The organism is Pannonibacter indicus (genome assembly GCF_001418225.1).
Classification (GTDB): Bacteria; Pseudomonadota; Alphaproteobacteria; order Rhizobiales; family Stappiaceae; genus Pannonibacter; species Pannonibacter indicus.
Genome location: NZ_LIPT01000001.1, coordinates 1 through 13,875, shown reverse-complemented (window position 1 = coordinate 13,875; position 13,875 = coordinate 1). Strand labels below are relative to the sequence as shown.

Sequence of the window (13,875 nt, the reverse complement as noted above, 5' to 3'; positions counted from 1 at the left end):
CCTTCATTTTATTCGAAGCTGTCGTAACCGGTGCTGGCATTGCGCAGAAGATCGCGGATGATGCCGAGGCCCTTGATCAGCTCTTCCCGCGTGTGGGTGTTGCTGGTGCCGAGCCGGACCCGGTGATAGACGCGGGCGCTGCGCCCTGTCTTGAACTCATCCTCGTCATCCACGAGCACCCCTTGCGCGGCGGCGGCGGTCTTGAAGGTTCCGGACATCCAGGGCTCCGGCAGCTTCAGCCAGATGAAGGGTGTTTGCGGAGACGCGTTGAAGGTCTGTCCGGCAAGAAGGCCCTGGGTGATCTCATGCCGGGCGGCCAGTTCCTGCAAGATTCGCTGCCGTAAGTCATCCGCAGTGCCGGAGAGCACGAGCCGGGCGGCGAGTTCCGCCATCAGGAAGCACAGGCCTCCGGTCAGCATGTTGTGAGCCGTGAACAGCCGCTGTGCGTGACTGGGCGGAGAGGCGATCCAGCCGCCGCGAATGCCGGCTGAGACGGACTTGGACAGGGAGCCCACATGGAAAGTCCGCTCCGGGGCGAGCTCTGCGAAGGGCGGGATGCCGCCTGCATGCAGGGAGCCGTAGACCTCATCCTCGATGATCCAGAGATTGTGCTCGCGGGCGATGGCGATGATCTCTGCCTGACGTGCCGGGCTCATCTGGCCCAGCGTCGGATTGTGTACGGTCGGCATCAGGAAGATGGCACGCGGATGCTGCTGGGCGCAAAGGCGGGCCAGATCCTCCGGAATTGGGCCTTCGTCATCGCGCGCCACGGCCACCGGCTGCCGGCCGGTCAGGGTGACGCCTCTTGCGATGGAACTGTAGGTCAGTTCCTCGAAGACCACCCGGTCGCCGGGCATCGTGGTGGCGCTGATGATGGCCATCAGTCCGCCACGCGCGCCCGTGGTGGGAACAATGGTTTCTGATGCGGGCGTCCAGCCGCAGCGGGCAAGCCACTGCTGGCCGGCCAGCCGCCAGCTGTCCGGAACCAGCCGGGTGTAGCTGGCGATCTCATGCGGCATTTCGCGGGCTATTCCGGATATGACCCGCTCGATCGCCTGTGCCTGCCCGACTTCCGGCGCGGAGGTGCTGTCCAGCCGCAAGGCACCGGCTGGGGCAACGGCGTGACGGGTGCCGCCGAAGCTGGCGTCAGGACTGGCCATCGCCAGATGCGTCCAGGCGGGCGCGCTGACAGGCGTGACAACCGGCTTTTCTTCAAGGGGATGAGACAAGGCAGGGGAGGCGGCCCCGTTCACCGGGCTGGCGGCTTGCGGTGCTGCGCCGCCTGCGAGCACATAGGTGCCGCGGCCCACCTCGCCACTGACCAGACCGCGCTCGCGCAGGATGCCATAGGCACGGCCCACCGTGCCGACGGTGACGCCCAGATCATAGGCGAGGTCCCGCTGCGGCGGCAGCTTTGCTCCTGCAGGCAGGGCGCCGGAGATAATGTCATCAGCGATGCGTTGGGCAAGGCGGACATAGAGCGGGCCTTTGCCCGGGAGGAAGTCAGGGAGCCAATTTGTCATGGTGACAATTCTATAGCTTGCACTGTAAAGTGAGTCAATTCATACAGAATTACGAGGTCAATGAAACGATATTGTATCAATTGTGCCGCTTGGAGAGTGACATGTCCCACGTTCATCAGTGCGAAGAGCCGGAAATTGTCTTGCGTGAAGCGCGTCCGGCGCACCGCTTTTCCGGGCTGCTCAAGGCTGTGATCTCGACGCTGGCCATGTGGCTGACTGTTGGCCGGACACGGGCGCAATTGTCTGAACTGACGGATGATGAGCTGGCCGATATCGGCATCACCCGGGAGCAGGCAGCGAGGGAAGCCGCGCGGCCTTTCTGGATCTACCGGGAGCGGCCGCGCGACTGATGCCTGTTTCGTGCGGTGCTTGCGGTCAGTCCTGCTGCGCTCGTGAATTTGCGAGGATGCACAGCAGTTCGAACATCAGCGAGGAGCCGAGCCATGCGGTGCCGCCGGACGGATCGAAGGGGGGCGAGACCTCCACAAGATCGGCGCCCGCCACATTGACGCCCGCCAGCCGCCGGATCAGCCGCTGCGCCTGAAACGAGGTTATGCCTCCGATTTCCGGTGTGCCGGTGCCGGGGGCAAAGGCGGGGTCGATCACGTCGATATCGAAGCTGACATAGGCCGGTGTTCTCCCCACCCGTTCGCGGGCCTCAGCCATCACGTGATCGATCCCGCGCTCCATCAGTTCCTCGATCATGATGATGCGCACGCCCTGCGCCTCGCCCCACTCGATATCCTCCCCGTCATACATCGTGCCGCGAATGCCGATCTGCACGACGCGCTCCGGGTCCAGCAGTTCCTCTTCGATGGCACGGCGGAAGGGTGTGCCGTGGGTGTAGCGGAAGCCGCCGAAATAGCTGTCGAAGAGGTCGGTGTGGGCATCGAAATGGATCATGCCCAGCGGCCCGTTGCGGGCCAGTGCCCTGAGGACCGGCAGCGAGACAAGATGGTCACCGCCTGCGGTGAGCGGCGTGATGCCGAGATCGACGATCTGGTCATAGAAGCCGGTAATCCGCGCCAGCGCATCCTGCACATCGGCCGGATTGACCGGTGCATCACCCAGATCGGCGCAATTGGCGAGACCGAAGGGATTGACCCTCGTGTGCGGATGCACTTGCCGGATCATGGTGGAGAGATCGCGCAGCTGGCGCGGCCCGTGGCGGGCGCCCGCCCGGTTGGTGGTGCCGCCATCCCAGGGCACGCCGATGAGGCCGATATCCACGCGCTCCGCCTCCGGCGAGGCAATGTTCACATGCGGCAGGCGCATGAAGGTGGGAATGCCGGCAAAGCGCGGCAGCTCGAACCCGGATACCGGCTGAAAGAATGTGTCGTCCATGCTGTGCCCCTTGCCCGTTTTTCCCAGCATGCCCGGTGGGGGCAGGGAAGGACAAGAGGGTTTCAGCGCCAGTCCTGACGCTCAAGGCCTGCCAGATCGTCGGAAAGATCTTCGAAGCGCTTTGCCGCCTGTGCGGCAGCATCGCGGACGCCGAGGGTGTAGAAGGCGCTGCCGGCTTCCTCAGCCAGAAAATCCAGCAGCCGCAGCGCGTCCATGTTGCCCAGATCCACGTCCAGCTCGTCCCGGCAGAAATCCGAAACACGGCTGGCAATCCGGGTCTGCAGGTCACGGGGAAGTTCCAGCTTCTTCATGGATTTCCCCGCCTTGCCCGTTTCAGGCCACCAGCTGGCCGAGCAGGCTTTCGAAGATCTTGCGGCCATCGGTGCCGCCCTGCAGGTCTTCGATCAGGTTCTCCGGATGCGGCATCATGCCGAGCACGTTGCCGGCCTTGTTCATCACACCGGCGATATCGTTGATCGAGCCGTTCGGGTTGCAGCCGTTGGCGTAGCGGAACACCACCTGGCCGTTACCCTCAATGGCCTTCAGCGTTTCGGCATCGGCGAAGTAGTTGCCGTCGTGATGGGCGATCGGGCAGCGCCAGACTTCACCCTGCCGGAATGCATTGGAGAAGGCTGTCTTGGCATTGACCGTTTCCAGCTCGATTTCCTTGCAGATGAACTTCAGCCCGGCATTGCGCATCAGCGCGCCCGGCAGCAGGCCAGCCTCGGTGAGGATCTGGAAGCCGTTGCACACGCCCAGCACATGCACGCCCCTGGCCGCACGGGCGATCACCTCCTGCAGCACTGGCGAGCGGGCGGCAATGGCACCGGCGCGCAGATAATCGCCATAGGAGAAGCCGCCGGGGATGACGATCAGGTCCACATCCGGAATGTCCGTATCCGTGTGCCAGACCGTGGCAGGCTTCTGGCCGGTGATCTGCTCCAGTGCGTAGAGCATGTCGCGGTCGCGGTTGAGGCCGGGGCAGAGGATGACGGCGGACTTCATGGCAGGCTTCCCGTGTGTCGTCCTGGCGGACTGCGGCGGATCGGATGGGCCTCGGCGGCCCTTGCAAACTCTAGAGCAGCAGGAGCACAGCCAGAAGACTGAGCCCTGCCGGCAGCAGGATGAAGATGGCGGCCTTGATCAGGAGAAAGCGGATCGCCTTTTGTGTATCCGGATCCATGGCCGCAGCCTCAGTCTGCCTCAGAGGATTTCGATGGCGTAGTTCTCGATGACGGTGTTGGCGAGCAGCTTCTCGCACATGGCGGTCAGATCTTCGCGGGCCTTGACCGCATCGCGGTCGCTCAGCTCCACGTCGAAGACCTTGCCCTGGCGCACGCCATTGATGCCGTCAAAACCGAGAGCGCCGAGCGCCCCTTCGATGGCCTTGCCCTGGGGGTCCAGAACGCCGTTCTTCAGGGTGACGGTGACACGTGCCTTCATCGCTCTCGTCTTTCCGTTAATCGCCATGGCCAATGCGGCCCTTTTCTGCCGCGCTGCTTACACCAACCAGCCCCGTGACGGAAGGGGCTTCGCCCCAGTCCCTGCAGGAAGTTGCAGATTGCCGCCCGCAAACACAAAAGGCCCCGTCCGGCACAAGCCGGACGGGGCCTTGAGGGTGTTGAGCCTTACTGGACGAGCGTCGGGCCGGAGCCGTTGGGGCGCTCGTTGTCGTTCAGGATGCCGAGACGGCGCGCGACTTCCTGATAGGCTTCCAGCATCCCGCCCATGTCGCGGCGGAAGCGGTCCTTGTCCATCTTGTCGTTGGTGGCGATATCCCACAGACGGCAGCTGTCCGGCGAGATTTCGTCCGCGACGACGATGCGCATCATGTCGCCTTCGAACAGGCGGCCGCATTCGATCTTGAAATCGACAAGGCGGATGCCGACGCCGAGGAACAGGCCGGACAGGAAGTCGTTGACGCGGATGGCGAGCGCCATGATGTCGTCGAGTTCCTGCGGGGTGGCCCAGCCAAAGGCGGTGATGTGCTCTTCAGCGACCATCGGGTCGTTGAGGGCGTCGTTCTTGTAATAGAACTCGATGATGGAGCGCGGCAGCTGCACACCTTCCTCGATGCCGAGGCGGGTGGCGAGCGAACCGGCTGCAACATTGCGCACCACGACTTCGAGCGGGATGATCTCGACTTCGCGGATCAGCTGCTCTCGCATGTTCATCCGGCGGATGAAATGGGTCGGGATGCCCATGCCATTCAGCTGATTGAAGATGTATTCGGAGATGCGGTTGTTAAGCACGCCCTTGCCGTCCACGATCTCGTGCTTTTTGGCGTTGAAGGCGGTTGCATCGTCCTTGAAATGCTGGATCAAGGTTCCTGGCTCAGGGCCCTCATAGAGGATCTTGCCCTTGCCTTCATAGATACGCCGGCGGCGATTCATGGGCACGTACCGTGTTTGCTTGAGAAAATCCATCGATGCGGGAAACTCCTGTGCGTGCGATTTTGAAGTGGCGCAAGTGCTGGCCATTTCCTTCAACATCGACAATTAGCCCCGCATTAGCGGCGCGGAACTTAAACGATCCTTTGCAAAAGTACAATGGAGCCGGGGTAATCATTTGCGGATGCGGCTTACGTGGCGGCAATCTCTGCGCTAGTGCGTTGATTTGCATCATTGCGGGGGATATGCAGAGCGCGGAACAGATACCATATGAATGGGGCCACGCAGGTGGTTGAAGGTTTGCTGCCGGCACAAGAGGAGGCATTTCATGAGCACGTTTGAAGGTCGTGGGGAGAGTTTCGAGAACAAGTTCGCTCATGACGAGGAACTGCGCTTCAAGGCGAACGCCCGGCGCAACAAGCTTCTGGGCCTGTGGGCTGCGGAAAAGCTTGGGCTTTCCGCTGCAGCGGCAGATGAATATGCAAAGGAAGTGGTGCGCGCCGACTTCGAGGAAGCTGGCGATGAAGACGTATTCCGCAAGATCCGCGCCGATTTCGACAAGGGTCATGTGGAACAGTCCGACCACCAGATTCGCCGCACCATGGACGAGCTGATGCACACCGCGATCGACCAGATCCGGAAGGGGATCTGACCTTTCATCCGATACGGCGCATGACGAAAAATCTCCGTGCCACCGGTGCGGAGGTTTTTTGCCGGGTATGGGGACGGCGAACGGATGCAGCCTGATTCTGCCTTGCCGGGTTGTCTGACATCCTGTCTGATGGGGCCAGAACAGGGAGGTCCAGATGGCAGACAGGAAGACACTCGCAGCGCGGTTCAAGGCGGATGAAACGGTGGTGACGGCCTGGTCCGTGCTGCCGGCGCCCGTGGTGGCTGAGGCCATGGCGCGGGCGGGCTTTGGCGCGGTGACGCTGGACATGCAGCACGGCATTCATGATGCGGGCAGCATCCGCGATTGTCTGGCCGCTGTGGCGCTGGGCGGAGCGCACCGGATCGTCCGCATTCCCGTCGGCGGCAATGCCATGGCCAGCCGTGCCGCCGATGCGGGGGCCGAGGCGGTGATCGCGCCAATGATCAATTCTGCGGAAGAAGCCAGAGCCTTTGCCGCCGCAATGAAATATCCGCCGCTGGGCAGCCGCAGCTGGGGGCCCGTGCGCGCATCGATGCTGGCCGGGCAGACCATGCCGGACTATCTCGCTGGCGCCAACAGCGAGGTTCTGGCCTTTGCCATGATCGAAACGCCCGAAGCCATTGCAGCGCTGGATGAGATTCTGGCTGTGCCGGGCATTGACGGGGTGTTTGTCGGGCCGGGCGATCTGTCGCTGACGCTGTCAAAGGCGCAGCGCTCAACCCCCACAGCGAGTCCGTGCGGGAGGCCGCAGAACGGATCATCCGCAAGACCCGCGCCGCCGGGCGCTTTGCGGGCTATTTCTGCATGACGCCGGAGGATGTGAAGGCGGCTCAGGCCATGGGCTACCGTCTGCTCGCCCATGGCATGGATCTGCCGGTCATTCAGGGCGCCTTCCGCGACGTTCTGGCACGGCTTGCTTGATCCGGATCAAGGACCATCCGCTCCGGCCAGCGCAACTTGACGGGGAAGATCGCCGGCATGGGGCAGTGGCGCCCGGACGGCAGGCGCGGTGATCGGGATGTTGCGGCGTGCTTCTGCGCGCCGGTCATCTTTAACCGGAGCCTGTGTCATGTGGAAGCTTTCCGCGATTCTCTTCATCGTCATCGGACCGACAATGGCCGGCATCGGCGCTCTTGTGCCGCTGTCGGTCTATGGTCCCGACCACTTCAATCCGCTGATGCTGGCAGGGGCGGCGGCCTGCGGCCTGCTTCTCGCCATTCCGGCCAGCGTCCTGGCCGGCAAGCACATCCGCGACATGATCCAGCCCAGCAACCGCGTTGCGTGAGGGGGCTGAAGGCTGTCTAGGGAATTTGGAAGGCTTTCCCGCCGCAAAAGGGTTTACCCTCTCTCGATGAGGCTGGCTCATAGAGAGAGGGTTACACTTACATCCGCGCCATGAAATGGGCGAAGGACATCATGCCTTCTGGCCAGGGGCCGTGGCCGCTTTCAAGGTTGATGTGGCCGACATGGCCGGCATCCTGGAACGTGGCGCCCCAGCTGTGGGCAAAACCCTTGGCCACCTCGAAGTCGCAGTAAGCGTCATTCTGGCTTGCCACCACATGAGTGCGGAAGGGCAGGGGCATGCGTGGCACTGGCACGAAGTCGCCGCCGTCAAAGGCGGGCACGAGGCCGGGCCGGTCCCAGTCGGACGGGGCGACGAGGAAGGCGCCCTTCACCTTGTCCTTCGGCAGCACATGGGCGCCATGGGCGACCAGAATGCAGCCGAGGGAATGGGCGACCAGCACCACCGGACGCTCCGCCACCTCGATGGCGGCCAGCAGCGTCTCCATCCAGACCTTCTTCGAGGGCGTGAACCAGTTGTCCTGTTCCACCACCCGCGCGTTGGCCATCTTCTCTTCCCAGCGGCGCATCCAGTGACCGGGAGCACTGCTGGCATAGCCGGGAATGAGCAGGATGTCGGCGTCGGCGATCTTCATGGGTCAGCTTTCCCCAAAGACGCGCTGGAAGATCACGTCCACGTTCTTGGTGTGATAGCCGAGGTCGAACCGGTCGCGGATCTGGTCTTCCGACAGATACTGGCGCACGTCTGCATCGTTGAGCAGTTCGCTCAGGAAGTCCACACCGGCCGAGCCGGAGACCTGATAGCTTTCCCAGACCTTCATGGCGTTGCGCTGCACCAGACGGTAGGCATCTTCACGCGAGGAACCGGCCTGGGTGAGGGCGAGCAGGATGCGCTGGGAATGCACGAGGCCACCGAGACGGTCCATGTTGCCCATCATGCGCTCCGGATAGACCAGCAGCTTGTCGATGACGCCGGTGAGGCGGGCCAGCGCAAAGTCGAGGGTGACGGTGGCGTCCGGGCCGATCATGCGCTCGACGGAGGAGTGGGAGATATCCCGCTCGTGCCACAGGGCGACGTTTTCCATCGCCGGAATGGAGAAGCCGCGCACGAGGCGGGCAAGACCCGTCAGGTTTTCGGTCAGCACCGGGTTGCGCTTGTGCGGCATGGCGGAAGAGCCCTTCTGACCGGGGGAGAAATACTCCTCCGCTTCCAGAACTTCCGTGCGCTGCAGGTGGCGGATTTCCGTGGCCACGCGCTCGATGGACGAGGCGATGACACCGAGGGTGGCAAAATACATGGCATGGCGGTCACGCGGGATGACCTGCGTGGACACAGGCTCTGCCTTCAGGCCCATGGCCTGCGCCACATGCTCTTCCACGCGCGGATCAATGTTGGCGAAGGTGCCGACGGCGCCGGAAATGGCGCAGGTGGCGATTTCCTCGCGCGCATTCATCAGGCGCTTGCGGCAGCGGTCGAACTCGGCATAGGCCTCGGCCATCTTCAGGCCGAAGGTGACTGGCTCGGCATGGATGCCATGCGAACGGCCGATGCAGACCGTGTCCTTGTGTTCGAAGGCGCGGCGCTTGATGGCGGCCAGCAGCGCATCCATGTCCTTCAGCAGAAGATCGGTGGCACGCACAAGCTGCACGTTGAAGCAGGTGTCCAGCACGTCCGAGGAGGTCATGCCCTGATGGACGAAGCGGGCATCCGGACCGACGATCTCGGCCAGATGGGTGAGGAAGGCGATGACGTCATGCTTCGTCTCGCGCTCGATTTCGTCGATGCGCTCAATGTCGAAGGTGGCTGCGCCGCCCTTTTCCCAGATGGTCTGCGCCGCTTCCTTCGGGATCACACCAAGATCTGCCAGCGCGTCGCAGGCATGGGCCTCGATCTCGAACCAGATGCGGAACTTCGTCTCGGGAGACCAGATGGCAACCATGTCAGGGCGGGAATAGCGCGGGATCATCGCGGGTCCTCATTCTGGGAAAACTGGCTGGGGTCTATCAGAGACGGGCGCGTATCTCAATGCGGGGATGGGCGTTGCTAGGTTTGTTTTGCATCCGTTGCCGCCGTCAGCCTGCGGGCCAGCGGGCGCAGCAGGTAGGGCAGGGTGTAGATCGGCAGCTGGCCCAGGCCGAAATAGAGCCAGGCAAGGTCCGGCAGAGTGCCGCCGAGGGCGGCCACCATCAGCCCCATGTTCCGGTTTCCGGCCGAATAGGCGATGACGAAGGCATCGCTGCGCAGGGCCGGGGCAAAGACCAGCAGCGTCAGGCCGGCCTGTGTCAGCGACACCGCATAGGTGAGGGACACGATGCCGAGCGACACCATCGGACGGCTGGCAAAGCTTGCGGCCACACCATCCATGACGGCGATGGCGAAGAAGAACAGCAAAAGCACGTTGCCGCCGCTGATCACATCCTGTGCGGCGGCGATCCTTGCCTCGCCTGCCAGACGCCGCAGCAGCGCGGCCACGGCCATCGATCCTGCCAGCAGGCCGGAGAGCTTGAGGCCCAGTGTCAGGCTGTCGAGCGGCAGCGTCTCGCCCAGAATGAGATAGGCGGTGAAAGGGGCCGTGAGCGGCACCAGCAGCATCGACAGGGCCAGAACCGTGAGGCTGAGCGCGCCGTCGAGTTTCAGGAAATACATGAAGGCAGGCGAGGACATGATGGCCGGGGCTGCCGTGACGATGAACAGCGCCATGGCAAGATCGGGTGCTACCTCCCGCAAGCCCGCCGCTGCGGCGAGGAGGGCGGCGCCCGTGGGCAGCAGAAGCATCATCCAGAGGCTGGCCGCCAGCACCAGCCCGGGGCGGCGCAGCCGGGCCAGAACGGCGGTCTGGTCCACTTTCAGGAAGGCCAGCACCAGCAGCGCGAAAATGGCTTCGGACACAAAGGGCCGCGCCAGGGAGGAGAGGCCCGGCAGCACCATGCCGGCGAAGGCGCTCAGGGCCACCGCCCCCGTGCCCCGGCGGCCCAGCCAGCCGAGCGCGCCTGTGAGGGAAAGGGCCATACGGTAATTCTCTCCTTTAGGTGTTGGCGAAAGAGGCTATAAGCGTCAGAATGTTAAGCAACTCGGGCGGGTGAAGGCAGGGCTGGAAGGGTGGCAGGTGCGCACAGTTGACGTCATCGTGCTCGGCGCCGGCATGGTCGGAACCTCGACCGCCCTGCAGTTGCAGCGACGGGGGCTTGACGTTGCCCTTGTCGACCGCCGACAGCCCGGCGAAGAGACGTCCCATGGTAATGCCGGGATCATAGAGCGCAACGGATTCCTGCCGCCCGGTTTTCCCGGAGATGCGAAATTCCTGCTCAACATCGCGCTGGGGCGCTGGCCGGGTGCCAATTACAGGCTTGGCACGGTGCTGCGTCTGCTGCCCTGGCTGATGGCTTTCCGCCGCCATGGCAGCCGCACGGGCGTGCAGCGCCTTGCCCATGCGATGAATGCGCTGGAGGCCTATGCCATCGGCGAGCACAGGGTGCTGGCGGAAGCCGCAGAGGCGCTGAAATATTACCGGCAGACGGGCACCATTTACGTCTACCGCACGGAGACCGGCATTGAGGCGACGGCGGCCGAGCGTCATTATGCCCGGATCTTCGGCGTCGATTATCACGAGCTGGACGAACTCGACCTCAATGAACTGGAGCCCTGTCTCACGGCGGAAGGCTGCCGCGGCATCTTCTGGCCCGAGAGCGAATCGGTGTCCAATCCCGGCGCCGTAACCAAGGCCTTTGCCCGGTCGCTGGCGGAGAAGGGCGGCGAGATCCTGACCGGGGATGCAAGGCGTTTGACGCGCTCGCACGGGGGCTGGGCCATTACCACGGACAAGGGACCGGTGCGCGGACGCGCCGTTGCCCTGTGTCTGGGGCCATGGTCCATGGATTTCCTGAAAGGCTTCGGTTACCGCTTCCCGCTCGCCGTCAAGCGCGGTTACCACCAGCACTACAAGGCGAGGGCGGGGGCGGGGCTGTCGCGGCCCGTGGTGGATGCGGAAATGGGCTATGTGCTGGCGCCGATGGAAAAGGGCATCCGCCTGACGACGGGCATTGAACTGGCCGAACGGGATGCGGCGCCGACGCCTGTGCAGGTGGAGCGGGCTTTCCGCAAGGCCCGCGAGATCTTTCCGCTGACGGTTCCTGCCGAACCCGGCGCCTGGATGGGCTCACGCCCCTGTTTCCCGGACAGTCTGCCGGTGCTGGGCGCTGCCCCCGGCGAAAGCGGCCTCTGGCTCAACTTCGGCCATGGCCATTGCGGTTTCACGCTGGGGCCGGTCACCGGCCATATTCTGGCCGATCTCATCACCGGCGTGCCGCCGGTCATCGACCCCGCGCCTCTGTCCCCCCTCCGGTTTCTGTAACACCCTTTCCCGGTGGTCTTGAGACACCGGGAAAGGGTCAGATCCGCAGCCGCTTGAGGACCTCAGCGCCTTGGTATCAGAAGCGGATACCCGCGCCAGCCTTTGCGGTGAGGGACGTGCTGCCGTCTCCCTCCACATTGACTTTGACACCGGCGTTGAGCCGCCATCTGGAGCCATCGGTCAGGGTCAGGCTGCCCTCGGCTGCGCCAAAGGCACCCCGGCCGCCAAGCCCGGCATAGCCGCCCGTGAGTTCAAGGGCGGGCGTCAGCAGCATGCCATTGTCCAGAATGAACAGCCGTGCCAGTTCAAGGGCACCGCTGACCCGGAACTGCTCCTCGATGAAGCCATCCATGAGGATTTCGTCCCCGGCTCCATTGCGGACGCCATAGTCCTTGATCTTCTCCGACAGATAGACCGCCCGCAGGGTGGGGGAGAGGGTGGTGGCCGAATCCAGCTGCCATTCGCCGGACAGGGCCGTATCGGCCATCCAGCGGGTGGTGTCGAAACCGCCGTCCCAGAACTGGGTGTCGATACCGTTGGTCGATCCGCCAAGGAAGAGGCGCGTATCCCAGAAGACATTCCGGTAGACCTCGATCGAGGCGTAGGGGCCTGCCAGCCAGCCATTGCCGCTCAGTCTTGCGCCGCCCGGGGTGGGATCGCTCATATGGTCATAATGGAACGACACACCAACAAGCGCCCAATCCGCCAGCAGATAATCCGCACCGGCGGAGAGCATGGCAAAGCTGCCCCAGCGGCCGTCATTCTGCTTGCGTGTATGGGCGGTCGCCGAGCCCTGGATCCAGACGTTGAAGGCCATTGCCTCCGCCTTGAGATCCGGCGTCAGGGCATTGCTGGCCGCATTCATCTGCTCCAGGCTGGTGGCAAATCCAAGGGACATGCCGCGCTCCGAAGGCGTGAACCGCATGCTGACGATCTCGTTTGCCGTCTGCATCCGCCGCCTGTCGCGCAGGTCCGGCACCTTTACTGCGTTCGCAATGAGGCCTTGCCGGGTCCGTACGAACCCCCGCACAAGGCTGTCGATTTCCGCAGCGACCTTTTGCGGATTGTATCCGAGGTTGTAGATCACGCTGCCGGTGTTTGAAATGCCGAGAGAACTGGTCAGCGAGAAGCGCACGATAACCTGGCCGGAATAGGCCGGGTCCGGCGTGAACTTCAGATAAAAGCCTGCCGAACCACCGCCGCCAGCCTGGGCGAACTGGCTGTTCACAATGCGTGCGGTGCCTGCATTGGAGGGCTCAACGGACACAATGTTTGCTTCAATGAAGGGGCCGCCGGTGGCACCTGCGGCGAGATTGACGTTGCCGGGCGTTTCTCCGGCAGGAACGGTCACCACCTTGTCCGTCACGGTCACGGCGCGCGTCTGGACTTCCAGCGTATAGGCGGCCGAAGCGGTCGCGTTGTTGGCATCGCTCACCTGGATGGTGAAACTGTAGCTGCCTTCCGTGTCCGGATCGAGCGGACCGCTCAGCACACCGGTCGAAACGTTCAGAACCATGCCGGGAGGCAGTGCCCCGGCGCTGACGCTGAAGAGATAGGGGCTTGTGCCGCCACTCACCGTGATGGTGGTGGTGTAATCCTCTCCGGCCATGGCTTCGGGCAGAGCGCCGCCTGCGGGCGAGAAGTTGATTGATGCGGGGGCGGCGTTGATCTGCAGGGAATAGGCGGCGCTGCCCGTATCGGTGTTGGCGTCCGTTGCTGTGATTGTGAAGTTCGCAGTGCCTGCCGCCGTGGGCGTGCCGCTGATGTCACCGGTGTTGGTGTTGAGCGTGAGGCCAGCAGGCAGGGCGCCGCTGGTGACGGCATAGGTGTAAGGCCCGGTGCCGCCGGATGCGGAGACGGACTGGCTGTATGCGGTGCCGGCCTGTCCGGCCGTGAGGCTGCCTGCTGCGGGCGACAGGGTGATGGTTACCGGGGCTGCACGGTTGACGGTGACACTGTAGGTTATGGTCGTCGTGCCATCCTGGGCCGTGACCACCACGGTGATGATGTTGCTGCCGACGTTGAGGTTGATGGCGCCCGAGGCATTGCCGGACGTGACGGATGTGCCGTTCACGGTGACGGTGGCATTTGCGTCTGCGACGGTAGGCGTGACGGTCAGCGACGTGACGGCATTACCGACAGAAGCGGTGTAGCTGGGTGTGTCGCTGGCGAAGGCTGGCCACAGCGTGCCTTCGGACAGGACGAGGTCCGATAGGCTGGCATCGGTTGCGCCAGCGCGGGTGACGGTGACCGTGTAGGTCTCGGTCGTGGTGCCGTCTTCGGCGGTGACCACCACGGTGATGATGTTGCTG

The 13,875-nt window shown here is 63.7% G+C and carries 15 protein-coding genes and 1 pseudogene; 5 read left to right on the top strand and 11 right to left on the bottom strand.

What is annotated here, in order from left to right:
* Positions 1–8 precede the first annotated feature (8 nt).
* Positions 9–1,523 (bottom strand): aminotransferase-like domain-containing protein, encoded by a 1,515-nt coding sequence (locus ASC48_RS00075; RefSeq protein WP_055453822.1) that lies wholly within the window; start codon positions 1,521–1,523, stop codon positions 9–11.
* A gap of 101 nt (positions 1,524–1,624) precedes the next feature.
* Between ASC48_RS00075 and ASC48_RS00070 the strand changes: the two genes are divergently transcribed.
* Complete coding sequence (locus ASC48_RS00070) at positions 1,625–1,873, top strand: DUF1127 domain-containing protein (RefSeq protein ID WP_082439922.1); 249 nt, start codon at positions 1,625–1,627, stop codon at positions 1,871–1,873.
* A gap of 25 nt (positions 1,874–1,898) precedes the next feature.
* Here the strand turns inward: ASC48_RS00070 and speB are convergent, their stop codons facing one another.
* From speB to purC, 6 genes are all read right to left on the bottom strand, one after another.
* Positions 1,899–2,867: an agmatinase gene (speB, locus tag ASC48_RS00065; protein WP_055453821.1), complete on the bottom strand. Its 969-nt coding sequence runs from the start codon at positions 2,865–2,867 to the stop codon at positions 1,899–1,901.
* Positions 2,868–2,929: 62 nt separating this feature from the next.
* Entirely contained in the window at positions 2,930–3,178 is a 249-nt protein-coding gene (locus ASC48_RS00060; RefSeq protein WP_055453820.1) for a DUF2164 domain-containing protein, read from the bottom strand.
* A 22-nt stretch (positions 3,179–3,200) separates the two neighbouring features.
* Complete coding sequence (gene purQ / locus ASC48_RS00055) at positions 3,201–3,872, bottom strand: phosphoribosylformylglycinamidine synthase subunit PurQ (RefSeq protein ID WP_055453819.1); 672 nt, start codon at positions 3,870–3,872, stop codon at positions 3,201–3,203.
* A gap of 70 nt (positions 3,873–3,942) precedes the next feature.
* Positions 3,943–4,050: a phosphoribosylformylglycinamidine synthase-associated small membrane protein gene (locus ASC48_RS19860; protein ID WP_244269967.1), complete on the bottom strand. Its 108-nt coding sequence runs from the start codon at positions 4,048–4,050 to the stop codon at positions 3,943–3,945.
* A 20-nt stretch (positions 4,051–4,070) separates the two neighbouring features.
* Entirely contained in the window at positions 4,071–4,310 is a 240-nt protein-coding gene (gene purS / locus ASC48_RS00050) for a phosphoribosylformylglycinamidine synthase subunit PurS (protein WP_055453818.1), read from the bottom strand.
* A gap of 185 nt (positions 4,311–4,495) precedes the next feature.
* Positions 4,496–5,293: a phosphoribosylaminoimidazolesuccinocarboxamide synthase gene (purC, locus tag ASC48_RS00045; RefSeq protein ID WP_019964626.1), complete on the bottom strand. Its 798-nt coding sequence runs from the start codon at positions 5,291–5,293 to the stop codon at positions 4,496–4,498.
* 292 nt (positions 5,294–5,585) lie between these two features.
* On the opposite strand from purC, the gene ASC48_RS00040 reads away from it, so the two are divergent.
* The 3 genes and pseudogenes from ASC48_RS00040 to ASC48_RS00030 all read left to right on the top strand — a co-directional run bounded on the left by ASC48_RS00040 (position 5,586) and on the right by ASC48_RS00030 (position 7,194).
* On the top strand, positions 5,586–5,909 hold the full coding sequence (locus tag ASC48_RS00040) for a DUF1476 domain-containing protein (RefSeq protein WP_055453817.1): 324 nt from the start codon (positions 5,586–5,588) through the stop codon (positions 5,907–5,909).
* A 154-nt stretch (positions 5,910–6,063) separates the two neighbouring features.
* Positions 6,064–6,830, top strand: a pseudogene (locus ASC48_RS00035) (HpcH/HpaI aldolase family protein).
* 148 nt (positions 6,831–6,978) lie between these two features.
* Positions 6,979–7,194 (top strand): hypothetical protein, encoded by a 216-nt coding sequence (locus tag ASC48_RS00030; protein ID WP_055453816.1) that lies wholly within the window; start codon positions 6,979–6,981, stop codon positions 7,192–7,194.
* A gap of 97 nt (positions 7,195–7,291) precedes the next feature.
* On the opposite strand, the gene ASC48_RS00025 is transcribed toward ASC48_RS00030, so the two are convergent.
* The 3 genes from ASC48_RS00025 to ASC48_RS00015 form a co-directional block, all read right to left on the bottom strand.
* On the bottom strand, positions 7,292–7,846 hold the full coding sequence (locus ASC48_RS00025) for an RBBP9/YdeN family alpha/beta hydrolase (RefSeq protein ID WP_055453815.1): 555 nt from the start codon (positions 7,844–7,846) through the stop codon (positions 7,292–7,294).
* Positions 7,847–7,849: 3 nt separating this feature from the next.
* A complete protein-coding gene (gene purB, locus ASC48_RS00020) occupies positions 7,850–9,178 on the bottom strand; it encodes an adenylosuccinate lyase (RefSeq protein ID WP_055453814.1) in 1,329 nt (442 codons plus the stop codon).
* Positions 9,179–9,255: 77 nt separating this feature from the next.
* The gene (locus ASC48_RS00015) at positions 9,256–10,221 is read right to left on the bottom strand and encodes a sodium:proton symporter (RefSeq protein ID WP_055453813.1); all 966 of its coding nucleotides are present in this window, start codon (positions 10,219–10,221) and stop codon (positions 9,256–9,258) included.
* Positions 10,222–10,318: 97 nt separating this feature from the next.
* Here ASC48_RS00015 and ASC48_RS00010 point away from each other — a divergent pair, with 97 nt between their 5' ends.
* Complete coding sequence (locus ASC48_RS00010; protein WP_055454271.1) at positions 10,319–11,563, top strand: NAD(P)/FAD-dependent oxidoreductase; 1,245 nt, start codon at positions 10,319–10,321, stop codon at positions 11,561–11,563.
* Positions 11,564–11,639: 76 nt separating this feature from the next.
* On the opposite strand, the gene ASC48_RS00005 is transcribed toward ASC48_RS00010, so the two are convergent.
* The coding region (locus tag ASC48_RS00005) for a putative Ig domain-containing protein (protein ID WP_208975471.1) at positions 11,640–13,875 on the bottom strand (2,236 nt) is incomplete at its 5' end.

What these genes read in the sequence shown, in the direction of transcription:
- ASC48_RS00060 (WP_055453820.1), bottom strand. Translation starts at nt 3,178, where the DNA reads ATGAAGAAGCTGGAACTTCCCCGTGACCTGCAGACCCGGATTGCCAGC.
- purC (WP_019964626.1), bottom strand. Translation starts at nt 5,293, where the DNA reads ATGGATTTTCTCAAGCAAACACGGTACGTGCCCATGAATCGCCGCCGG.
- purQ (WP_055453819.1), bottom strand. Translation starts at nt 3,872, where the DNA reads ATGAAGTCCGCCGTCATCCTCTGCCCCGGCCTCAACCGCGACCGCGAC.
- ASC48_RS00015 (WP_055453813.1), bottom strand. Translation starts at nt 10,221, where the DNA reads ATGGCCCTTTCCCTCACAGGCGCGCTCGGCTGGCTGGGCCGCCGGGGC.
- speB (WP_055453821.1), bottom strand. Translation starts at nt 2,867, where the DNA reads ATGGACGACACATTCTTTCAGCCGGTATCCGGGTTCGAGCTGCCGCGC.
- ASC48_RS19860 (WP_244269967.1), bottom strand. Translation starts at nt 4,050, where the DNA reads ATGGATCCGGATACACAAAAGGCGATCCGCTTTCTCCTGATCAAGGCC.
- ASC48_RS00075 (WP_055453822.1), bottom strand. Translation starts at nt 1,523, where the DNA reads ATGACAAATTGGCTCCCTGACTTCCTCCCGGGCAAAGGCCCGCTCTAT.
- ASC48_RS00025 (WP_055453815.1), bottom strand. Translation starts at nt 7,846, where the DNA reads ATGAAGATCGCCGACGCCGACATCCTGCTCATTCCCGGCTATGCCAGC.
- ASC48_RS00030 (WP_055453816.1), top strand. Translation starts at nt 6,979, where the DNA reads ATGTGGAAGCTTTCCGCGATTCTCTTCATCGTCATCGGACCGACAATG.
- purB (WP_055453814.1), bottom strand. Translation starts at nt 9,178, where the DNA reads ATGATCCCGCGCTATTCCCGCCCTGACATGGTTGCCATCTGGTCTCCC.
- ASC48_RS00070 (WP_082439922.1), top strand. Translation starts at nt 1,625, where the DNA reads ATGTCCCACGTTCATCAGTGCGAAGAGCCGGAAATTGTCTTGCGTGAA.
- ASC48_RS00040 (WP_055453817.1), top strand. Translation starts at nt 5,586, where the DNA reads ATGAGCACGTTTGAAGGTCGTGGGGAGAGTTTCGAGAACAAGTTCGCT.
- purS (WP_055453818.1), bottom strand. Translation starts at nt 4,310, where the DNA reads ATGAAGGCACGTGTCACCGTCACCCTGAAGAACGGCGTTCTGGACCCC.